The 21,489-nt window shown below is 45.1% G+C and carries 26 protein-coding genes; 22 read left to right on the plus strand and 4 right to left on the minus strand.

Annotated features, from left to right (window positions below; genetic code table 11):
• Positions 1–7 precede the first annotated feature (7 nt).
• The gene (locus tag AOB49_RS10710) at positions 8–1,027 is read left to right on the plus strand and encodes a D-2-hydroxyacid dehydrogenase (protein ID WP_062310932.1); all 1,020 of its coding nucleotides are present in this window, start codon (positions 8–10) and stop codon (positions 1,025–1,027) included.
• Between the two features lie 7 nt (positions 1,028–1,034).
• On the opposite strand, the gene AOB49_RS10715 is transcribed toward AOB49_RS10710, so the two are convergent.
• Positions 1,035–1,694, minus strand: a complete 660-nt coding sequence (locus AOB49_RS10715; RefSeq protein ID WP_062310934.1) for a GntR family transcriptional regulator — start codon at positions 1,692–1,694, stop codon at positions 1,035–1,037.
• 148 nt (positions 1,695–1,842) lie between these two features.
• Between AOB49_RS10715 and AOB49_RS10720 the strand changes: the two genes are divergently transcribed.
• The 9 genes from AOB49_RS10720 (at position 1,843) to AOB49_RS10760 (ending at position 8,938) form a co-directional block, all read left to right on the plus strand.
• The gene (locus AOB49_RS10720; protein ID WP_062310936.1) at positions 1,843–3,033 is read left to right on the plus strand and encodes a CaiB/BaiF CoA transferase family protein; all 1,191 of its coding nucleotides are present in this window, start codon (positions 1,843–1,845) and stop codon (positions 3,031–3,033) included.
• A complete protein-coding gene (locus tag AOB49_RS10725) occupies positions 3,033–3,848 on the plus strand; it encodes an enoyl-CoA hydratase (RefSeq protein WP_062310937.1) in 816 nt (271 codons plus the stop codon). Before AOB49_RS10720 ends, AOB49_RS10725 begins: the two co-directional genes overlap by 1 nt.
• 15 nt (positions 3,849–3,863) lie before the next feature.
• Positions 3,864–4,850: a quinone oxidoreductase family protein gene (locus AOB49_RS10730; protein WP_062310939.1), complete on the plus strand. Its 987-nt coding sequence runs from the start codon at positions 3,864–3,866 to the stop codon at positions 4,848–4,850.
• 10 nt (positions 4,851–4,860) lie between these two features.
• Complete coding sequence (locus AOB49_RS10735) at positions 4,861–5,835, plus strand: Bug family tripartite tricarboxylate transporter substrate binding protein (RefSeq protein WP_062310941.1); 975 nt, start codon at positions 4,861–4,863, stop codon at positions 5,833–5,835.
• A 58-nt stretch (positions 5,836–5,893) separates the two neighbouring features.
• Positions 5,894–6,697 carry a fumarylacetoacetate hydrolase family protein gene (locus AOB49_RS10740; RefSeq protein ID WP_062310942.1) on the plus strand — a complete coding sequence of 268 codons (804 nt, stop codon included), beginning with the start codon at positions 5,894–5,896 and terminating at the stop codon, positions 6,695–6,697.
• Between the two features lie 175 nt (positions 6,698–6,872).
• Positions 6,873–7,139: a DUF1488 family protein gene (locus tag AOB49_RS10745; protein ID WP_062311329.1), complete on the plus strand. Its 267-nt coding sequence runs from the start codon at positions 6,873–6,875 to the stop codon at positions 7,137–7,139.
• A gap of 51 nt (positions 7,140–7,190) precedes the next feature.
• Positions 7,191–7,595: a translational machinery protein gene (locus tag AOB49_RS10750; RefSeq protein ID WP_062310944.1), complete on the plus strand. Its 405-nt coding sequence runs from the start codon at positions 7,191–7,193 to the stop codon at positions 7,593–7,595.
• A 37-nt stretch (positions 7,596–7,632) separates the two neighbouring features.
• Positions 7,633–8,100, plus strand: a complete 468-nt coding sequence (locus AOB49_RS10755) for a potassium channel family protein (protein WP_062310945.1) — start codon at positions 7,633–7,635, stop codon at positions 8,098–8,100.
• Positions 8,101–8,119: 19 nt separating this feature from the next.
• Positions 8,120–8,938 (plus strand): ion transporter, encoded by an 819-nt coding sequence (locus AOB49_RS10760; RefSeq protein ID WP_062310947.1) that lies wholly within the window; start codon positions 8,120–8,122, stop codon positions 8,936–8,938.
• Between the two features lie 9 nt (positions 8,939–8,947).
• On the opposite strand, the gene AOB49_RS10765 is transcribed toward AOB49_RS10760, so the two are convergent.
• Positions 8,948–9,844 (minus strand): transporter, encoded by an 897-nt coding sequence (locus tag AOB49_RS10765; RefSeq protein WP_062310949.1) that lies wholly within the window; start codon positions 9,842–9,844, stop codon positions 8,948–8,950.
• A 104-nt stretch (positions 9,845–9,948) separates the two neighbouring features.
• Positions 9,949–10,860: a histone deacetylase family protein gene (locus AOB49_RS10770; RefSeq protein ID WP_245640674.1), complete on the minus strand. Its 912-nt coding sequence runs from the start codon at positions 10,858–10,860 to the stop codon at positions 9,949–9,951.
• A 180-nt stretch (positions 10,861–11,040) separates the two neighbouring features.
• Here AOB49_RS10770 and AOB49_RS10775 point away from each other — a divergent pair, with 180 nt between their 5' ends.
• From AOB49_RS10775 to ccmI, 12 genes are all read left to right on the plus strand, one after another.
• Entirely contained in the window at positions 11,041–12,021 is a 981-nt protein-coding gene (locus tag AOB49_RS10775; RefSeq protein ID WP_082784154.1) for a quinone oxidoreductase family protein, read from the plus strand.
• Between the two features lie 155 nt (positions 12,022–12,176).
• Positions 12,177–13,286 (plus strand): linear amide C-N hydrolase, encoded by a 1,110-nt coding sequence (locus AOB49_RS10780; RefSeq protein WP_062310953.1) that lies wholly within the window; start codon positions 12,177–12,179, stop codon positions 13,284–13,286.
• Between the two features lie 32 nt (positions 13,287–13,318).
• A complete protein-coding gene (locus tag AOB49_RS10785) occupies positions 13,319–13,729 on the plus strand; it encodes a carboxypeptidase-like regulatory domain-containing protein (protein ID WP_062310954.1) in 411 nt (136 codons plus the stop codon).
• A 149-nt stretch (positions 13,730–13,878) separates the two neighbouring features.
• On the plus strand, positions 13,879–14,526 hold the full coding sequence (gene ccmA, locus AOB49_RS10790; RefSeq protein WP_062311333.1) for a cytochrome c biogenesis heme-transporting ATPase CcmA: 648 nt from the start codon (positions 13,879–13,881) through the stop codon (positions 14,524–14,526).
• Complete coding sequence (ccmB, locus tag AOB49_RS10795) at positions 14,523–15,188, plus strand: heme exporter protein CcmB (protein WP_062310956.1); 666 nt, start codon at positions 14,523–14,525, stop codon at positions 15,186–15,188. Before ccmA ends, ccmB begins: the two co-directional genes overlap by 4 nt.
• Positions 15,185–15,955 (plus strand): heme ABC transporter permease CcmC, encoded by a 771-nt coding sequence (gene ccmC / locus AOB49_RS10800; RefSeq protein WP_062310958.1) that lies wholly within the window; start codon positions 15,185–15,187, stop codon positions 15,953–15,955. The genes ccmB and ccmC overlap by 4 nt, the downstream gene beginning before the upstream one ends.
• A gap of 29 nt (positions 15,956–15,984) precedes the next feature.
• A complete protein-coding gene (gene ccmD / locus AOB49_RS10805) occupies positions 15,985–16,140 on the plus strand; it encodes a heme exporter protein CcmD (protein ID WP_245640684.1) in 156 nt (51 codons plus the stop codon).
• Positions 16,140–16,571 (plus strand): cytochrome c maturation protein CcmE, encoded by a 432-nt coding sequence (gene ccmE / locus AOB49_RS10810; RefSeq protein WP_062310962.1) that lies wholly within the window; start codon positions 16,140–16,142, stop codon positions 16,569–16,571. Before ccmD ends, ccmE begins: the two co-directional genes overlap by 1 nt.
• The gene (locus tag AOB49_RS10815) at positions 16,571–18,490 is read left to right on the plus strand and encodes a heme lyase CcmF/NrfE family subunit (protein ID WP_062310964.1); all 1,920 of its coding nucleotides are present in this window, start codon (positions 16,571–16,573) and stop codon (positions 18,488–18,490) included. Before ccmE ends, AOB49_RS10815 begins: the two co-directional genes overlap by 1 nt.
• On the plus strand, positions 18,487–19,011 hold the full coding sequence (locus tag AOB49_RS10820) for a DsbE family thiol:disulfide interchange protein (protein WP_062310965.1): 525 nt from the start codon (positions 18,487–18,489) through the stop codon (positions 19,009–19,011). The genes AOB49_RS10815 and AOB49_RS10820 overlap by 4 nt, the downstream gene beginning before the upstream one ends.
• Positions 19,008–19,511: a cytochrome c-type biogenesis protein CcmH gene (locus tag AOB49_RS10825; protein ID WP_082784155.1), complete on the plus strand. Its 504-nt coding sequence runs from the start codon at positions 19,008–19,010 to the stop codon at positions 19,509–19,511. The genes AOB49_RS10820 and AOB49_RS10825 overlap by 4 nt, the downstream gene beginning before the upstream one ends.
• Positions 19,504–20,694 carry a c-type cytochrome biogenesis protein CcmI gene (gene ccmI / locus AOB49_RS10830; protein ID WP_062310967.1) on the plus strand — a complete coding sequence of 397 codons (1,191 nt, stop codon included), beginning with the start codon at positions 19,504–19,506 and terminating at the stop codon, positions 20,692–20,694. Before AOB49_RS10825 ends, ccmI begins: the two co-directional genes overlap by 8 nt.
• On the opposite strand, the gene AOB49_RS10835 is transcribed toward ccmI, so the two are convergent.
• A complete protein-coding gene (locus tag AOB49_RS10835; RefSeq protein WP_062310969.1) occupies positions 20,695–21,456 on the minus strand; it encodes an SDR family oxidoreductase in 762 nt (253 codons plus the stop codon).
• Positions 21,457–21,489 lie beyond the last annotated feature (33 nt).

Consider the following 21,489-nt stretch of genomic DNA (forward strand, 5'->3'; position numbering starts at 1 on the left):
AAAGGATATGGCTATTTCAGTGCATCAATCTCCATTGCGAATTTTAGCCAGTAAAGCGGCCATTCCTGAGCTCGTCTCTAAATTGAGGGCGGAGATCCACTTCCCCTACCAAGTACTGTCTGATGATCAGATTAGTCCCGGCGCTGAATTTGATGTTGCATTAATTTCCCGTGATATTACCTCTCTTTCAACAAAGCAAAAGGCCCTGCCCTCTACCCAAGCATTCTATGATTTGCTATTGGCTGCAAAAGATTTGCGTTGGGTTCAGATTCATTCTGCTGGAGCTGATCGCCCAATTTATTTAGAGCTCATGAAGCAGGGGATAACCATCTCTGGCTCATCGGGTGTAAATGCGCCCATCGTGGCACAAAATGCAATTGCAGGCGTGCTGATGCTTGCCCGTCACTTTCCCAAGATGCTTGAAGCTAAGCGTCAGCGACGCTGGGATTCTTTAATTAATTATCCCCTCCCAGCAGACTTGTCTGGGCAAACTGCCGTTATTGTGGGCAGAGGTCCTATTGGTAATGATATTGCCAGGGTGTTAACTGGATTTGGCGTGCATTGCATCCAAATTCGCTTTAATGAGCAGGTTGGAGAGAGTCAGTTAATTGATGTGGAGAGTCGGCATATCTCGGAATTGAAATCCATTCTAGGTTTGGCAAATTGGTTAATTTTGGCTTGCCCTCTTAGTTCTGTGACTAATCAACTCATTGATGCTGATGCAATCGATTTATTGCCATCAAGTTCGCACATTATCAACATTGCGCGCGGAGAAATTATTTGTGAGCCCGCTTTAATCTCAGCATTGAAAAATAAAAAAATTGCTGGTGCATATTTAGATGTCTTTGCGTCAGAACCTTTGGATGTAGACTCCCCCCTATGGGATCTGGAGAATGTCATTATTACTCCACACTCAGCAGGACATTCTGCTGGAAACGAATTGAGGGTGCTAGATTTATTCGTTCAAAATTTAGGTCGACTCCATCGAGGTGATGTGCTCAAGAATGCCATTAAGGCTCCAATCTAAGCCTCGGCTAGCGATCTAATTTAGCTAATACCCTGCCTCGACCAGATTGCACATGGCGCTCCGCAAGATTTTTAGCGCGACGGGTTTCCCCTTTAATGATCGCTTCAAAAATTGCTTGATGCTCTTTGTTTGACCGTCGCATATTGCTTGGCGAGTTAAAAAAGCTTCTTCTGAATAAATGCATCTCTTTGACTAGTTCGTCATAAGTTTGATGAAGTCGTTGATTTCCCGATAGATGAAGAATTAGAGCATGAAATTCTAAGTTGATTTCATAATAGGCCGTACCATCACCAGCCTCACATGCTTGATCCATTTGCTTCAGCAGATCTTGGAGTTTGGTTCGTTGTTCTTCGTTGATGTGCTCGCAAGCTTGTTCTGCGGCGTGCCCAAATAGCAGGGTGCGAAGTTCGTAGTTTTCTAGCATATCTCGCACGGAAGCTTGGCGCACAAAGACGCCTCGATTTGGGACGGCGGTGACTAAACCAAGGCCAGTGAGTATGCGAATCGCTTCTCGAATGGGTCCGCGACTAGTGCCCATTTTTGTCGCAAGATTTACCTCATTTAGACGATCTCCGGGCGCAATTTCTCCGCTATAAATGAGCCGTTTTAGCTCTTCAGCGATAGCCGGTGAAAGGCCTTGATCTCGTTTTTCTTTAATAAATTCCATAGGTTAGAACCGTTTGAGGCGGGTATTGCTCGTTCATTATGGTAACACCTTGCTGTAAGTATGGGCTTTAATTTGATTCTAATAGTGTTGACACTTTTAATCATATAGAAGATACTTCATTTCAGACTTTTATAACACTATTTAACTTATGCCACATATTCCTGCCTCTTCCGCTTTATCCCGTTTTCGCGTAATTGATCTGACTCAAGTGCGTGCTGGTCCAACAGCATGTCGCCAATTGGCTGACTGGGGTGCGGACGTGATTCAAGTACAAATGCCCGATCACATGCGAGGTGATGACACGCTAGGCGGGCAAGATGGATCCGATTACCAATATACCCATCGAAACAAGCGCTCAATTACATTGAATTTGAAAGAGCCAGAAGGAATTGCCATCTTGAAGCGTTTGATAGGCACCGCTGACGTTGTGGTGGAAAACTTTAGACCTGATGTGAAATTTAGATTGGGAATTGATTACGAAACCCTCAGTAAGCAGTATCCAAAATTGGTGTATGCCAGCATTTCTGGTTTTGGCCAGTCAGGACCGATGGCGCAACGCCCTGGATTTGATCAAATCGCCCAAGGTATGAGTGGTTTGATGTCCGTAACCGGTATGCCCGGTGATGGGCCAATGCGCGTTGGAATCCCCATTGCAGATTTGTGCGCAGGCATTTTTGCTGCTCAGGGAATTTTAGTAGCGCTACTTGAACGTGACGCCTCTGGAAAAGGGCAGTGGCTGCATACTTCATTGCTAGAGGCAATGGTTTATATGATGGACTTTCAGACCTCACGTTGGTTGATTGATCAGGATGTGCCGACACAGGCTGGAAACTATCATCCAACTAGCATTCCAACGGGCGTTTATAAAGCGCGTGATGGTTATATGAATATTGCGGTATTTGGTTCGAAGATATGGGAGCGCTTCTGCGATATTCTTGGTGCCCCTGAGTGGGTGACGGATGAGCGTTACAAAGATAAGATGGGCAGATCCATTAATCGAGATTCTATTAATGCAGAAATTAATCGACGCTTAGCATCGCAAGATCGTGCATATTGGGTGGAGCGATTTAATGCTGGTGGCGTGGCATGCGGTTTGATTAATGATGTCAAGGGCGTCTTCGAAGAGGAGCAGGTGCAGCATCTTGGTATCGTTAAAGAGGTGGTGTCAGCACATCATGGCCCACAAAAGTTAGTCGGTCAACCTGTTCAGTTAGCAAGAACGCCAAGTACCATTGCACGCGCCGCACCTAAGCGCGGTGAGCATAGCGAAGAAATCTTAAAAGAAATTGGTCTTGACTCCGCGGAGTTATCGAACCTTAAAGCAAAGGGAGTTTTTTGATGGGCAAGATTCAGTATCAATCCACCACTGATCGAGTAAAGGTTTGGTTAGATGGGGATGGCGCCACTTTAAATATTCAATTTAACAACCCCGAACGACACAACGCATTATCTGTGGATATGTGGGAGGCGGTAACGCCACTGCTAGCTCAGGCCGAGCTCGATTCCGATATCCGTCTTGTGGTTTTTTCGGGGGCAGGTGAAAAGGCTTTTGTTTCTGGGGCGGATATTTCTCAATTTGAGGATATGCGTGCCGCAAAAGAGGCTGTAACCCGCTATGAAATGATGGCTGAGCAAGCGTTGATGGGTATATACAACTTTAGTAAGCCTACCTTGGCATGTATTCGTGGATATTGCATTGGCGGTGGCGTGAATGTCGCAATGAGTTGTGATATCCGTATTGCGAGCGATGATGCTGTATTTTCAATTCCAGCAGCTCGATTGGGATTGGGCTATCGTTATTCAGCACTTAAAAATTTAGTGGATTTGGTAGGCCCAGCTGTAGCCAAAGATTTATTTTTCACTGCTCGACGTATTGATGCTCAAGAAGCAAATCGAGTGGGCTTGATTACTCGAGTGGCTTCCGTCGATGGGCTTGCAGAATTACTTTCTGAGTACAAGCAGGCGCTAGCAGCAAATGCTCCAATTACTGTATGTGCCGGTAAGTCAATTATTCGCGAAATTCTCAAGCCATCTCCAGAAATTGATCATGAGCACTGCCGCACATTGATTAAAAATTGTTTTGAGAGCGAAGATTACGCAGAGGGAAGACGCGCGTTTATGGAAAAGCGTAAACCTGTCTTCCGTGGCAAATAATTCAAGGAAAATTGCATGAAATCGTATTGGATGAAAAGTGATGGGAAGGTTGCGGATATTGAGTTGCGTGAAGTGGAGCAACCTAAACCAGGTCCTGGACAAATTTTAATAAGAGTAAGGGCCTCAGGCTTAAATCGTGGTGAGTTTATTTTGGGGCATGGGCTTCATAAGACTGGTGATGCGAAAGCCATTGGCATGGATGCGGCAGGTGAGGTCGTTGCTTGTGGAGAGGGTGTTGCTGGTTTTTCTGTAGGCGATCGAGTCTTTGGTCGGTGTCCGGGAGCGTTCTCGGAATTTGCTCTCATGGATCAAAAAGAGATTATGGCAATGCCGGCATCCCTCAGTTGGGAGCAGGCAGCGGCAATTCCTCTCACTTTCCACGTTGTATTTGATATGTTGGTGATCCAGGGGCATCTTAAGGCTGGTGAATGGGTTTTTATTCCTGGTGTAAGTTCAGGAGTAGGTGTTTCTGCCTTATTGATGGCAAAAGCGCTTGGCGCTAAAGTGATTGGTACCTCAGGCTCTCAAGAAAAGCTGGATCGACTTCGTGGTTTAGGGTTGGATCTAGGAATTTGTACCAGGGCGCCTAATTTCTATGATCAAGTCATGGATGCGACTAATAGAAAAGGCGTTGATCTGGTTATCAATACCGTTGGAGGATCTGTTTTTGCTGAATGTATTCGCTGCATGGCATTTCAAGGTCGCTTAGCAACAGTGGGATATGTAGATGGTGTTCTCAAGGCTGAAATTGATATCGAAGCATTGCATTCAAAACGCCTCACATTGTTTGGTGTTTCAAATAAGTTACGCACTCAATTGCAACGCTCTGAGTCGGTGCCTGCTTTTAGGGAGCAAATGCTTCCCTTGTTTGCCGCTAAACGTATCGTGCCATTGGTAGACCAAGTGTTTCCATTTGGGCAATTGGTCGAAGCAAAAGCCGCCATGGAAGCTAACCAGCATTTAGGAAAAATTGTTTTGGCTGGAACCGCATCAGGAAATTGAGGAGATTAGGATGAGTAAATTTAAAATTTTTGCACTGGCATTATTGGCGACAATGACTGTCAATCCGGCTTTGGCACAAAATGCGCCATATCCCAATAAACCCATTAAATTAATTGTTGGGTTTGCCCCGGGCGGAGCCGCTGATTATGTGGCGCGCAATGTTGGCGTGGCTTTAGGCCAAGCTCTCGGCCAAACAATCATTATTGAAAATAAACCAGGAGCGGGCTCGAGCATTGCTGCAGAGCAGGTCGCTAAATCTGCGCCAGATGGCTATACCTTACTAATTGCGAGTCCTAGCAGCATTTCAGTGAACCCTGCCTTAAACCAAAAGCTGGGCTACAAGGTGAGCGATTTGTTGCCTGTTAGTAAGTTGACTAGCTCCCCTCTGGTCATTGCTGTTAATCCAAATATTGGTGTCACTAGTACAAAAGACTTGATTGCAAAGGCCAAGAGTAATCCGGGCGGTCTAAATTACGCAACCTCTGGCAATGGTTCCGCACCCCACTTAGGCGCAGCGCTTTTTTCGCAGGTGGCTGACGTCAAAATGACTCACATCCCATTCCGTGGAGGGTCCCTAGCTGTTCAGTCGGTTATTGCTGGTGATACTCAGTTAACTTTTGGCACCCCGCCATCAGTTTTACCAATGATTCAAGCAGGTCGTCTGACGGGCCTTGGAATCTCAAGTAAGGAGCGATCCGCATTGGCACCTGGTTTGCCGGGAATGCGTGAAGCTGGCTTACCGGAATTTGTGATTGATTTTTGGTACGGGTTTTTTGTTCCAAATGGAACGCCAGCACCAATTGTGCAAAAGTTATTTGATGCAACACAGATTGCCTTGAAACAAGCGAATGTTAAAGCGGCATTAGCGCGCGAGGGTACAGACGTATCGCTTTCAAGCTCACCAGCCCAATTTGCTGCATTTTTAAATCAAGACGAAAAGTTTTGGGTTCAGCTTGTCAAGAGCGCTAATGTCAGTTTGGATTAGTGCCATTGGAGGCAAATATTTTGTTGGCAGATAAATAAAAATAAGTGGAGGAGATAGCATGTCAGAAAAAGAAAATAATCATAGTCGTCGTAGTGCAATGAAACTTGGGGTTGGGGTGGCATCATTGGTAGCAGCAGGTGTTGGCACTCAAGCAAATGCTGCTGAGATTAAAACCCCTTTTGCAGTTGAGCAGGTATACATTCCCATTGCGGGAAGTACGCAAGAATTTCCGGTCAGAAGAATTTATTGTATTGGACGAAATTATGCAGCGCATGCTCGCGAAATGGGTTCAGACCCAACGCGCGAACCCCCATTCTTTTTTCAAAAACCAACAGACGCAATTCAATTTGTTGCGCCCAATAAATTAGTCGATCATCCTTATCCTTCGCTTACAAAAAATTATCATTACGAAGTGGAGTTGGTGGCTGCCCTCAATAAGGGTGGTAAAAATATCCCCGTTGAAAAGGCGCTTGAGCATGTGTTTGGTTACGCCTTGGGTTTAGATATGACTCGTAGGGATTTGCAGAGATTCATGGGAGACCAGAAAAAGCCTTGGGAGATTGGCAAATCTTTTGACCACTCTGCACCAATTGGCCCTATATTCCCAGTAGCGAAAGTGGGGCATTTCAAGGGCGGCGCGATTACTTTGTCGGTCAACGGGGTGGTAAAGCAAAACGCCGACCTTAATCAAATGATTTGGTCTGTGGCAGAGCAAATCTCAAAATTATCTGAAGCCAATGAGTTGTTCCCGGGGGACATTATTTACTCGGGCACGCCTGAGAATGTAGGGCCCGTAGTAAAAGGTGATGTGGTGCGCTGTACCATTGCCGGCTTACCGGACCTTAGCATCAAGATTGTTTAGATCATCCTTCGACCCCGTCAAAAGCGATAAATGCATTTGGTGCGGGGTCAAATTGAAGATTAGCTACTTCCACCTCTAATTACCCCATTCTTATTGATGTAAATCAAATCCGGGCAACAGGATGCGATCAGAATGAAGGTTTGATGGAGAAATTTTTTGAGAGAAGGTGGAATTCGTGAAACTTGAATTTATTGGCCCAGCATCGTTGCTGGAGAATGGCGATGTACTCTTCCCGGCTATTCTTGATGGCAAGCCCCTAGCCTGTAATTTTAGTTATGAAGCCTTACAAGATTTAGATATTGATGGCGCCTCGGGCAATGCCCTCGATTTATTTAAGACGTACCAGCTTAAGCTTTTATCTATTGCAGAAAGTAAGATTCTTGCTGGGCATGCGCTTAATGGCGCAGTACATTTATTTAGCCATGACTTGATTTTGGATTAATTCCCGACCAAGTTTTTTTGAATTTCTTGTAATTTATACGAAAGAGAATTTATGTCATTTAATCACTCAGTAATTTGGATCGATCATCAAGAGGCGCACGTGATTTATTTCAATCCCTCTGCAAGTCAGAGTGAAGTTATTAAAACTAAATCTACGCACACTAATTTACATCACAAAAGTGGGTCGGTGAGCGGAGCTCATTCTGTTGCCGATCATCACTTTCTTCATGAGGTGATTCAGGCCGTCAAAGAATCAAAAGAGATCTTAATTGTTGGGCCTGGTTCCGCAAAATTAGAGCTCATGAAGCACGCTAATAAGCACGATCATGTTATTGCCGAAAAAGTTGTTGGTATTGAAACTGTCGATCATCCTAGTGATGGCCAGTTGCTGGCCTACGCCAAAAAGTATTTTGTCAAAGTAGATGCCTTAAAGGGTGACACCGTTATTAATCCGTAATTGAATTATCCCCCAAATTTTGGGGGATAATTTACCCATGCTTCTCACTTTTGCCTTCATTGCCAATGCTTTATTAGCCTTCATTGTGATTTTGATTCACTATGAAGTGCTATTTCAACTAGATAAAAATCTTCCCAAAGTTGCCCATATTGCCCCTCGTTTTAAGGTTCTCTTGGGTGTTATCGCTGTTTTTGCAGCACATGTTTTAGAAATTTGGATTTTTGCGCTGGGTTATTTCGCAACGCTTCAGTTCCCAGCGATGGGAACCCTGGCGGGAGAGATATCGGGACATGGCATGTTGCTTGATTGCGCCTACCTCTCTTTTATTACGTATACCACTGTAGGTTATGGCGAGATATTTGCTCAGGGATACTTGAGATATTTGACGGGCGTAGAGGCATTAACGGGACTCATTTTAATTACATGGTCTGCCTCATTTCTATTTATTGAAATGCAGCAGTATTGGATGATGTATAAATCCAACCAAACGAAGCAATTTAAATAAATAAAGTTCTTACTAAAAAATGAGCGCTGAATATTCTTTAAAAGAAAAATTACGAAGCATCGTTTTTGAATCCAGTACGCGCCTGGGATTGCGTTTTGATCAAACTCTGATTTTTGCAATCCTTTTTTCTTTGTTGGTGGTGGTCTTAGATAGCATTGAATCTGTATCAAAAAGCTATCATGTCGAACTTGCATGGTTAGAGTGGATTTTTACCGCCTTATTCTCAATTGAGTATGTAGTAAGGATCTATTGTGCGCCTAACCGCATCAAATACATCTTTAGTTTTTTTGGTCTGATTGATTTATTGGCGGTATTGCCAACCTATCTGGCCTTGCTTTTCCCTGAGTTGCACGCACTCATTGATGTTCGAATATTGCGCCTCATTCGTGTCTTTAGGATTTTTAAGTTAACTCAATATATGTCTGAATATCAGCATCTTGCTGATGCCATGGCTGCGAGTAGAAGAAAGATTCTGGTGTTCCTCTCCGTCGTACTGATGGTGGTGATGGTAATGGGAACCTTAATGTATGTAGTGGAGGGCCCTGCCCACGGCTTCACCAGTATCCCTGTTGCTATTTACTGGGCCATAACGACCATGACTACCGTCGGATTTGGTGATATCACACCGCAAACAGATTTGGGTAAGCTGATCGCTTCAATCATGATGTTGATGGGTTGGGGAACCTTGGCTGTGCCAACGGGGATTGTGACGGCTGAGATGTCCCATTCAAGAAGGTTTGGTCGATGGGGTGATCGCGTTTGCCCTGCCTGTATGCGCGATGGTTATACGGCCGAGGATCGCTACTGCTCTTCATGTGGTGTAAAGCTGTCGCCCTAATAGCAGGACTTAGATGTCTTTCATTAAGCGAAGTATCAATAATCGAGTTTGTGCATAACCGTTTTTAATTTCCATATCGCGACCGTATTGCAAAGATAGTCGGCCAATTGGGGTGTGGGCTTGCCCACTTAACAGAAATCTCTGGGTGTTAACAACATTATTTTGGTAAGCGTTATTAATCGTAGTTGCGCCTCCAGCCACATAAAAATAGGAGGCTCCAACGGTGAAGATTTGGTTAATTCGATAAATGGGACCCAGCTGTGTAGTTGTTAGCGGTTTTTGGGTGAGGGACGAATTTGTGCTGGCGTTTCCACATGCTAACCCGCACTGGCTATTTCCTCCAAACCACATGGTGTCAACAGCAATCATTCCATCTAGGCTAGATGTGATGGGGGTTTGAAAACCAATCTGAAGATCAGCTCGAAAACGATTTTCGCTCACATTAAAGGCTTTTTGGCTTGAATAGCTACCAGTTGGGGTAATGAGGTAACCAGCAACTCCAACATAGGTTCTTGTGGTTTTATTGGCGTATGGCCAAACTGCAGTTGCTAGGGTAAAGTCGCCCACCCCGGTATCGCTTGGTAGGTTCGAAAGCGACCCAGCTGGTTTCACGATGCCATAAGGTAATTGAATATAGGTAACGGCGGGTAGATCGCCCATGGTGTAGGTGGTGGCGCCACGCAGAATCAAGCTTTGAGTGTCGATTACTGGACTTGCATTTGGCGGCCTTGAATTGATTGAGCCGTTTTTATAAAACGTTGAGTTTTCGGTATTGAGATAGCTGAGGGTGATTAAATTTCTATCTGGGGGTGGCGCGACAATATCATTCGGTTGCAAATCAATTGCCCATGACAAGCTCGACCCAGTTAGGGCGATTAAGAGGGGTAGGGCTCGCATCCAGTTCATGATTTAGGTATTCTAAAGTGGAATAAGGTGGCAAGCGTGGTTAGCGCGCAATCTATTATGGAAAATACTGATGAAATTCATCTTTAATGCGACCCCAGGCTTTATTAATATAGCCCGCTAAAGCTCAGCGCCGTTTGAATTGTTTGAAGATGAATGTCTACTGTTGTTGTGATTTCTTTTCCGTAGCCTCCAGCCATTGAGAATGCAATAGGAATTTGGCGGTCTGCTCCATATTGAAAGACGCACTCATCTCTTAATCGCATACCATTTTTACTGATTTTAAGCTTTCCCAGTCTATCTCCTTCATGGGGGTCGGCTCCGGCTAGGTAAATAATAAATTCTGGTCTAAATTGTTCATCAATAATCTCTAGGCCATGATGGAGAGACTGGAGGTAGATATCATCAGTGCATTCATTACTCAGTCCAATATCGAGATCACTTACTTCTTTTGTGAATGGGAAGTTATTTTCACCATGAATAGAGAATGTAAAAATGGTGGAGTCATTTTGAAGGATGGAGGCTGTTCCATTTCCTTGATGCACGTCTAAATCAATGATGGCTACTTTTAATTTAGAGCACACCTCTTTTTGTAATGCTCTTGCCGCAATTGCGGAGTCATTAAATACGCAGAACCCGCTACCCTTGTTTCGATAGGCATGGTGGGTTCCTCCTGCTAGGTTTGCAGCCAGACCTTCATCTAGCGCGATTTTTGCAGCTGCGAGAGTCGCACCCGCAGATTTGCGTGATCGCTCTACCATTTCGAGGCTCCAGGGAAAGCCAATCTCTTGCTGCTCTTGGGCGCTCAACGTCCCTTCAATGATTTTGATCAGGTAGCCTGGGTCATGTGCATAGAGAATTTGGGTGTCTGTAATGGCTGGGGGATCAATCAGTTCAATGCCCTCTAGTTTTGCAACTAAATTTCTGAGGCGCCCATACTTTTCCATGGGAAAACGGTGCCCTTGGGGTAGCGGTAAAACATAGTGGTCGGTATAAAAGGCTTTCAATGATCTTTCCATGCAATTTGATTTCTGATTAGTCTATTCAATTTGAGGTAGTCTTTGTGGAAAACAAGTTTTCTCGGTTTGTGTCAAACTTTCACTATTAGTGAGGTAATGGCATTTGGTCGGAGCTTTTGGCGGGTTAATTCGCTCGTCTGCGCTTACGGTTAGGTAAATTCAATAAATAATAGGTGACTTGTGACAACTGCTCGAATGGTTAGTCTTTCTGAACACGGTACTGCTGATGTAATTCAATTGATTAGTAAGGAGCTGCCTGCACCTGGTAAGGGCGAAGTGCAGCTTAGGCAAACAGCAATAGGCTTTAACTTTATTGACGTATATCAGCGAGCTGGTGCCTATCCGCTAGATTTACCTTCGGGTCTAGGGCATGAGGCTGTAGGCGTAGTTGAGGCCCTAGGCGAGGGCGTCACTCGATTCAAGGTGGGTGATCGTGTGATGTATATGAATGCAGGCATTGGCGCATACACAAGCGCTCGAAATGTCGCGGTAGACAAATTAGTCTCAGTTCCGGAAAATGTTTCAGATGAAGTTGCTGCAGCTGTATTTTTTAAAGCAATGACTGCGCAATATCTCATTCAGAAGACCTACAAAGTGAAGGCGGGTGATGTGGTCTTGGTGCATGCTGCCGCTGGTGGTGTCGGTCAAATCTTGGCTGGCTGGGCAAAATCATTGGGCGCTTTTGTGGTTGGCAGTGTTGGTTCGGAGGCGAAATTTACAGTTGCCAAAGAAGCAGGTTGTGATGCAGTGGTCGATTACTCTAAGTCTAATTGGGTCGAGGAATTTTTGAAGGCTACGGGTGGTCGTAAGGCAAATGTGGTTTATGACTCCGTAGCAAAAACTACTTTCCTGGGCTCGCTAGATTGTGCCGCACCTTTTGGTACGGTAGCTTTATTTGGCGCGGCATCTGGTCCAGCTCCAGAAATTCAGCCAGAGATTTTGAATAAAAAAGGTTGCCTTTTCTTAACTAGACCTTCGGTATTTCCGCACAATGCCACCCCTGAATTGTTACAAGAGAACGCGCGTGCTGTATTTGATGCGATTGCGCAGGGGCGGGTGAAGGTTCAGATTGGCGCTAAATTCAAGCTTGAAGACGCTGCGCAGGCTCATAAAGCGGCAGAAGGTCGGCAGGTTACTGGTGCAATCATCATCACTCCTTAATGCATGCAAGCTCTAGACTATTTGATCTAGACGCTTATTTGGCCCCGCTCTGGCGGGGCTTTTCTATAACTATGTTCTATACCCGCTTAGAAATCTGCGCTGTAGAATCAACAATCTAGACTTTATCTGTGCATTAGCCCAACTTAGGAGCTTGTATGAATCAAAAGATTGTCAAAAAAGCGTTTGCCACCGCCATTGCGGTTTCCTTAGTTTTTGCGCCAGCGGTCAGTAGCGCCTGTACAAGCTTCCTTTTAAAGGGTAATGATGGCGGTTTTGTCTATGGGCGCACTATGGAATTTGGTTTGCCTCTAAAGTCGCAGCTTACTGTGATCCCAAGAAACCTTCCTTTGATGGGGGTGGGTATTGATAGTAAGCCAGGCTCTGGTCTGAACTGGACTTCCAAGTATGCGGTCGCTGGCATGAATGGCCTAGGTATGCCGGTACTTGTGGATGGGATGAATGAGAAAGGTCTAGTTGGTGGTTTACTGAATGCGCCCAATACCGCGGTATATCAAGTGGTTGCGCCAGCAGATTCAGCCAATAGCATCGCCTCTATTCAGATGTTGATGTATGCCTTGACGAATTTTGCTACGGTGGATGAGGTGAAGGCGGGTTTTAGCAAGATTAAAGTAAATCGCTCCATTATTCCTGCCTACAACAATCAGTCTGCGCCGGTGCGAATGACTTTGCATGATGCTAAGGGTAAAAGCATTGTGATTGAGTATTTAAAAGGTGAGTTAGTCATTACCGATAACCCTGTTGGCGTGATGACAAACGACCCAGCTTTTAGGGATCAGTTGAACAATATTGGTAACTATGCAAACTTAACGAATGTTGAGAAAAACCCACTCGTTATTAATGGCGCAAGTTATGCTCCTCCAAGTTCAGGTAGCGGCTTGCATGGCTTGCCAGGGGATTACCTTAGTCCAAGCCGATTTATTCGTGCCTTATTTTTGACAAAATCTGCCCCAACAACTTACTCTACTAGTCAGCAAACAAATACAGCTTGGCATATCTTGGGTAGCTTTGATATACCGCCTGGTGCTATCAGCTTGCCAGCCACTAATGCTTATGGTGGGGGTGCTGGTGGAATTGAGATTACTGAATGGACTATTGTGGCGGACAATAAGAACATGATTTACTACCTAAAAATGTTTGAGTCAACCAATGTACAGTCTTTTGATTTAAAGAAGATTGACGTGAATGCTAAGCAAATAAAATACTACGATGTGAATAAGCCTCAATCTTATATCGCCATTAATTAGTCACGCTTCTTAATTAGTCTGAGGATTGGTCAATGAGCTCATGCATAAAATTTTTAATTGCTAGCCTTTGTGTTGGAGCATTTTCTTTTGTTCAGGCGCAAATCCCAGATACAAAATACTCCCAGGGAATTTCTTATATCTCAGGCGGAGTAGGTGAAGAGGAGTCTCAAGCAATTTTGGCGGAATCTAAGCAATGGCCGATTTTGCTTGAGTTATCCCAGCTTGATGGCGGTAGGGGCGTTTGGATTTTTGGTGCCCAGGTCAAGGTTTTGAATGAAGGCAATCAAGTTATCTTCAATGCCATTGCAGAAGGGCCGTATATTCTCATCAATTTACCCGCTGGCAACCACTTGATTGAGGCCTCCTACCAGGGGGTGGTGCAAAAGAAGGCTGTGAGCATCAATCCAGGTGGAAATCAGAAGATTTCGATCTTTTGGAGGTAGGAATTGGATCTAGCTCCAAGACGAACTATAATCTTCTAACCATTTGAATTAAAAGAAATTTATTCTTTTAAAACTGCTTTAGGAAGTTTGATGGCCTCTAAAGGCTGTGGGACATAGCCTGAAGTGGTTTGATTCAAGCCATTTTTCTCATGACAGCTATTCTTTCTCCCACCTCCAAGTTCTCGCAGTCGATGCTCGAGGCTCGTGCGATTGCTTGTTCGCGGGGAGAGCGAGAGTTATTCGTTAATCTCAATATGCGAGTGTTATCTGGTGAATGTTTGCATGTGCGTGGTGAGAATGGTGTGGGCAAGACTAGTTTGTTGCGTTTGCTGGCGGGCCTCTCCTTGCCCGAGACTGGCGATATTCTTTGGGATGAAAAGCTCATTCAAGAGGATATTAAGAATTACCATCGCGCGCTTTTCTTCATGGGGCATCGGGATGCTTTGAAGGATGACCTGACAGCTTTAGAGAATCTACAAATGTACGCTGCGATAGATGGCATTCAATCTGATGGTGAGGCTGCTCTATCGGCATTATGGCAATCTGGCCTAAGGGGCCGAGAAAATCTTCCGGTGAGCTGCTTATCTGCCGGGCAAAAGAAACGGGTTTTGATTGCTCGAATGATTACTCGTGACGCACAAGTCTGGATTTTGGATGAGCCTTTTAATGCTCTAGATACCCAGTCAGTTCAAGACTTGCAAAGATTGATTATTGATCATTTGGCACGCAATGGCTTGGCGATATTAACCAGCCATCAATCATTAAGCATTCCGGGCTTAAAGGTTCTTGATCTATGAGCGCCTTTATTGCGATTGTGCAACGAGATTTATTGCTTGTGATGCGTCGCAAGAGCGAGGTCTTAACGGCAGTGTTTTTCTTTGTGCTGGTAACCAGTTTGTTTCCATTGGGAATCGGTGCCGATACGGTTTTATTGAGAAAAATTGCACCAGGGGTAATTTGGGTTGCTGCCTTACTCTCAACCTTGCTTGGTCTGCAGCGCATGTTCGCAGCAGACTATGCTGATGGGACCTTAGAACAACTTATCTTATCGCCCAACCTATTTTCGATGCTGGTTTTTGGCAAAATCGTTGCCCATTGGTTGGTATGTGGTCTGCCACTAGTTTTATTGGCACCAATCATCGGTATCCAGTTTGATTTGGATGTGAATTCTCTCAAAGTTTTAATGGGAACACTGCTACTTGGCACCCCCGTTCTATCATTGTTGGGCTCTATTGGCGCCGCATTAACCTTGGGCATTAGAGGAGGTAGTGTTCTAATGAGCCTCTTGATTTTGCCGCTCTATATTCCAGTCCTTATTTTTGGTGCAGGGGCGGTATATGCCAATAGTGTTGGCTTAGATATTTCGGGACATTTTTCTCTGTTAGGCGCTTTATTCATTTTGGCGGTAGCATTTGTGCCTTGGGTTAGCGCTAGCGCTGTAAAGATTGCTATTGAATGAGTAATGTAAATAATTCTTCGACATCTGTTGTATTGAACTGGTTTAAATTTTCAAGCCCCAGTACTTTTTATCCTTTGGCTGGAAAAATGATTCCTTGGTTCTGGGTGCTCTCTGCAATTTTTGGGCTTGCTGGTTTGTGGGTAAGTTTTTTTGTTGCCCCAGTAGATGCTGTTCAGGGACAAGGTTACCGAATCATTTTTATTCATGTTCCAGCGTCCTGGATGTCCATGTTTATTTATTTGGTGATGGCTACTTGGGCGGGACTTGGCCTGGTTTTTAATACGCGTTTATCGGCAATGATGGCGCAGGCACTTGCACCTATTGGCGCTTGGATGGCATTCTTGTCTTTATGGACGGGCGCATTTTGGGGTAAACCAATGTGGGGTGCTTGGTGGGTGTGGGATGCACGCTTAACCTCAGAACTGATTCTCCTATTTTTATATTTAGGCTTTATTGCCTTACAGGCCTCAATCGATAATGCACGTAGGGCTGATAAGGCTGGAGCGATTCTGGCATTGGTTGGCGTTGTCAATATTCCGATTATTTATTTTTCTGTCAAATGGTGGAATACCTTACACCAGGGTGCATCTGTATCCCTTACCAAGGCTCCAGCGATGGCGCAGACTATGCTTTGGGGAATGCTACTAATGGCTTTATGCTTTTGGATGTACTCAATTGCAGTAGGGTTAATGCGCGTCCGTGCAATCATTCTTGAGCGAGAGGCTCATACTGATTGGGTGAGGCAATTAAATGAGATCAAAAGCTAATGTGGAATAGTCCGGCTGAATTTTTCGCTATGGGCGGATACGCTCTGTACGTATGGTGTAGTTTTGGAGTCTGCACGCTTGTGTTGCTACTGGAGCCTTTAATGATTAAGGCCCGTCACAGGGCAATTGTACGAAGACTGCGTCAAGAAGTTTTGGCGGAGCGTTTTACTCAAGGAGTAAAGTAATGAAGCCCAGACATAAGCGGGCCGCGATTATTATCGGTGCACTCATCGCCATCGCTTTGGCCGCAGTTTTAATTCTGAATGCTCTCAATAGCAATATCGCGTTATATGTGACGCCTAGTGAGGTTGCTGCGGGCAAGGCGCCCAATGGTCAAGTCTTCCGTATTGGCGGCATGGTTAAGGATGGGACCTTGAAGCGCGATGGACTAACCGTGTACTTTGTCATTACTGATATGGCAAAAGATATTTCTGTGGCCTATACCGGCATCCTTCCGGATTTATTTAAGGAGGGGAAGGGAGCGGTAATTCAGGGCCGTCTTGATCCTAATGGGCAATTTATTGCTAGCGAGGTGTTGGCTAAGCACGATGAAAACTATATGCCCCCTGAGGCAAAGCATGCTTTAGAGCAGGCTCAAAAAAATGGAAGTAAATAATGATTCCTGAGTTTGGGCACTATGCATTAATTTTGGCTTTATGCGTCGCCCTGGTTCAAGGCATCCTACCCTTGATTGGTGCGCATCAAGGTAGGCGTGAATGGTTGGTGTTGGCGCGGCCAGCTGCCCAAACAGTGTTCATGTTGCTCGCAATTTCTTTTGCGACCTTAGCGTGGAGTTTTTATGTGAATGATTTTTCTGTCTTATATGTGGCAGAGCATTCGAATTCTCAACTTCCGGTTGTGTATCGCCTTGGCGCGGTTTGGGGTGGTCACGAGGGATCGCTTTTGTTGTGGGTTTTCTTGTTATCGACCTGGACTTTTTTGGTGGCGCAGTTATCTAAGTCTCTTGATGAATTTATGGTGGCGCGCGTTATAGGTGTATTGGGGCTGGTAATTACAGGCTTGCTCTTATTTGTGCTGACTACCTCAAGCCCATTTGAAAGATTATTACCGGCGGCACAAGATGGCCGCTCGCTTAATCCGCTTTTGCAAGATCCTGGTTTAGTGTTTCATCCTCCAATGCTATACATGGGCTATGTAGGATTTTCAGTAGCATTCGCATTCGCTATTGCCTCATTGCTGTCCGGCAGGCTTGATGCGGCTTGGGCACGTTGGTCGCGCCCTTGGACAACGGCGGCTTGGATATTTTTAACTTTAGGTATTGCTCTTGGTTCGTGGTGGGCTTATTACGAATTAGGTTGGGGTGGTTGGTGGTTTTGGGATCCCGTTGAAAATGCCTCATTTATACCTTGGCTTGTAGGCACCGCCTTATTGCATTCCTTGGCTGTGACAGAGAAACGGGGTGGGTTTAAGAGTTGGACTGTGCTTTTGGCAATCTCGGCTTTTTCTTTATCCCTCCTCGGGACTTTCTTAGTGAGATCTGGTGTTCTCACATCGGTACATGCTTTTGCAACCGATCCAAAGCGCGGTATTTTTATTCTGATCTTTTTAGCGCTTGTGGTTGGATCATCATTGGTGTTATATGCGTGGCGCGCTCCGAAGAGTTCGATCGGTGGAAAATTTAGCCTCACATCTCGTGAAACTTTTATTTTGCTCGGAAACGTTTTCTTGGTGGTTTCCGCTGCTTCAGTCTTGCTTGGAACGCTCTATCCCTTATTGATTGACGCTCTTCATCTCGGGAAGATTTCTGTGGGCCCGCCATACTTTAATAGCGTATTCGTACCAATCATGATTCCTTTGTTGGTCTTGATGGGTATTGGTCCTTGGACTAACTGGAAGGGTAGCGATTTATTCATAGTGATTAAGCGCTTGTGGCTTGCTGCTTTGGTTGCAGTTATTGCTGCCGCGCTGATTCCCTGGATGATGGGTGATTTTTCTTGGTTGAGTAGTATCGGTTTTGCCTTAGCATTTTGGGTTATCGTTTCGGGAGTGATGCAAGTCATTCGTCAGGTCGGATCGGGCAAGTTGACGCGCTCATTTATCGGAATGCAAGTTGCTCATCTCGGTATCGCCATTTTTGTTATTGGCGTTACCATGGTTGGAGCATTCCAAGAAGAAAAAGATGTTCGCATGTCGGCTGGTGAGAGTGTCAGTGTGGGTGGATATGAAATTCGTTTAGAAGGTGTTTCTGCCGTTCCAGGCCCTAATTACAATGCGATGCAGGGCAACTTCTTGCTGATGCGCAATGGTCAGATTGAGGCAACCCTGTATCCTGAAAAGCGTAGCTACTTTTCTTCTACCATGCCTATGACTGAGGCTGCAATTGATGTAGGTCTGACTCGCGATATTTATGTTTCTCTAGGTGAAGAGCTGGCTGATAAGGCCTGGGCTGTAAGGGTTTATTACAAACCGTTTGTGGACTGGATTTGGGGTGGTTGTTTGTTAATGGCTCTAGGTGGTGTTTTGGCAATGTCTGATAAACGCTATCGTATGAAATTGAAGAGAGGCACCCTATGAAGGCAAAGTTTTTGATTCCCCTTCTGCTCTTTATTGTCCTCGTTGGATTTTTAGCGGTTGGATTAAATCGTGACCCGCATGAAGTGCCTTCACCATTGATTGATAAACCAGCTCCTGCTTTTGAATTGTCTCAACTACAAAATCCTCAAAAAACCTTTTCTCCGCAAACTATGAAGGGGCAGACTTGGGTATTAAATGTTTGGGCATCATGGTGCGTTGCCTGCCGAGAAGAGCATCCAGTGCTGGTGGAAATGGGTAGATTAAATTTAGCCCCTATTATTGGGCTAAATTACAAAGATCAGCGTGACGCTGCTTTAGCCATGTTAGATCGTCAAGGCAACCCTTATTTACTATCTGCATTTGATGCAAACGGCCGAGTTGGAATTGATTATGGTGTGTACGGCGTACCAGAAACCTATGTGATTGATAAGCTTGGTGTGATTCGGTTTAAACATATTGGTCCAATTACGATGGATTTGCTCAATCGTAAAATCATTCCATTATTGGCTGAGCTGAAATGAGTTTTAAGCGAGCTCTTGCTTCCATTCTGATGGTCTATTTGGCCGCTAGCTCTTTTTCCCTTTCCTTGGCGAAGGATGCTGCCCCGTTGGCCGATGATCCAGTAATGGAGCAGCGCCTCATTGCCATCTCAGAGGAAATGCGTTGCCTTGTTTGTCAAAATGAATCCCTGGCGGGTTCACGTTCTGATTTAGCAAACGATTTACGCAGAGAAATCCGAAACCTCATTCAAGAAGGTAAGACTGACGAGCAAATTCGATCTTTTATGGTTGAGCGATACGGTGATTTTGTTTTGTACCGTCCACCTGTTAAGCCGATCACTTGGTTTTTATGGGTAGGACCTTTTATTATTTTGCTCGCGGGTATTGTCGGGCTGTTAGTTTATTTACGTCGCAGAAATCAGAGCATTCCTAGTGCGACACTTTCCGATGAAGATAATCGTCGCATTGATGCACTTCTAAAGACTGCCGCATCTAATTCAAGAGAAAGCGCACATGACTAGCTTTTTGATTTCCGCACTTCTATTGCTTGTCTTGGTTTTGGCTTTATTGTTACGCCCACTCTTTTTTCCTGCAAAAGAGTTAGCCACATCGCGCCGTCAAATGAACGCCACCATTTATAAGGAAGAGTTGGATAAGCTCGAGCTTGAGCGCAACTCGGGGTTGATAGATGCTGCAAGCTATGAGCAGGCTCATGCTGAAATGCGGCAACGCCTTTTTCAGGATACGGATGAGGCAGATGATTTAGCTGTATCTAGATCTCCCAAAATGACTATTGTGGGGATTGGTATTTTTGTTGTAATGCTATCTGCCGGGCTTTATTTTGTTTTAGGGAGTGCCTCTAAGATAACTGAGCAAGAGGCTCAAAAACCCGTGACCCAAGAAGCGGTTGAAAAAATGGTTTCTGAGTTTGCTGCCAAGATGGAGGCTGAGCCAGATAATCTCAAGGGCTGGGCAATGTTAGCGCGCTCCTATCGAATTTTGGGGCGCAATGTTGAAGCACAGAAGGCCTACGAGCGCGCCGGATCTTTCATTGACTCAGACCCACAGCTATTGGCTGACTATGCTGATGTGTTAGCCGCCAATGCTAATGGAAATTTCTCTGGTAAGCCTGTGCATTTGCTAAATAAAGCACTTAGTCTGGATCCCAATAATTTACTAGCCCTATGGCTTTTAGGTACGGCATCGTTCAATGCTCAGGACTATAAGTCGGCAGTTAAATCATGGGAACGGTTGGCCAAGCAATTGCCACCTGAAACTGATGAAGCGCGAGCAATTGCCGCTTCGATTGCTGAGGCTAGATCTAAAGGTGGTTTATCTCCAAATACTCCTTCAGTCATTCACGGTAAAGATGTCAGTGGGCGGGTTGATGTTGCCCCAGAGTTAAAGTCTCGCTTAAAGTCTGGCGATGTCTTAATGGTGATCGCACGTAAGCCTGGTGAACGCATGCCTGTTGCCGTTTTAAAAACCCCAGTGACTTCATTCCCAATGAATTTTGTTTTGAATGATGCTCTTGCGATGAATCCAAATAGCTTGCTTTCACAGCTACCTGAAGTTTCGATTGAAATTCGTATCTCCAAGACGGGGATGGCTATGCCAGAATCCGGCGATTTAATTTCAGCGCCTCAAATTATTAAAGTGGGCGCAAGTGATGTTCAGTTCTTAATTAACCAAGTAAGGCCTTAATTACCCGCGTCCAACATATGGCATATTGGTCGCCATAATGGTCATGAATAGGATGTTGCTCTCCAGAGGTAGTTGGGCCATATGCAGAACTGCTTGTCCAACGTGATCAACATCCATGAGTGGCTCCGCCTTATTGGAGCCATCTGCCTGACGTATTCCGGCAGCCATAGGTATGGTCATTTCAGTGCCTGCATTTCCAATGTCAATCTGACCGCAGGCGATATTAAATGGTCGACCATCCAGGGCAATGGATTTGGTGAGCCCAGTGATGGCGTGTTTGGTAGCAGTGTAGGGCGCAGACATTGGACGTGGTGCATGTGCCGAGATTGAGCCATTATTAATAATTCTGCCCCCTTGCGGCGACTGCGTTTTCATCATTCGAATGGCCTCTTGGGAGCATAAAAAAGCACCGCATAAGTTGGCATTAACAACATTCATCCATTGCTCGTAACTTAAATCTTCCATTGGAATGGCTGGCGCTCCCATGCCGGCATTGTTAAAAAGTACATCGATGCGGCCAAAATGATCTTTGATTTGGGTAAATAGTTGTTTGACTTGCTCTGGGTTGCCAACATCACACGTAATTGGTAGGCAGTCCTTGGTGCTTCCATCAATCTCTTGGATGGCCGAGGATAATTTCCCCATATTTCTGCCAGTCAGGACTACTTTAAATCCACCCTGCATGAGGGCTTTAGCCGCCGCTTTGCCGATTCCCGTTCCCGCTCCCGTGACAAGTGCTACTTTATTGAGGGTTGAATTCATGATGAGTAGATTATTCTATGCAAAGCATCATCT

Source organism: Polynucleobacter sinensis (assembly GCF_001595985.1).
In the GTDB taxonomy this organism is placed as follows: Bacteria; Pseudomonadota; Gammaproteobacteria; order Burkholderiales; family Burkholderiaceae; genus Polynucleobacter; species Polynucleobacter sinensis.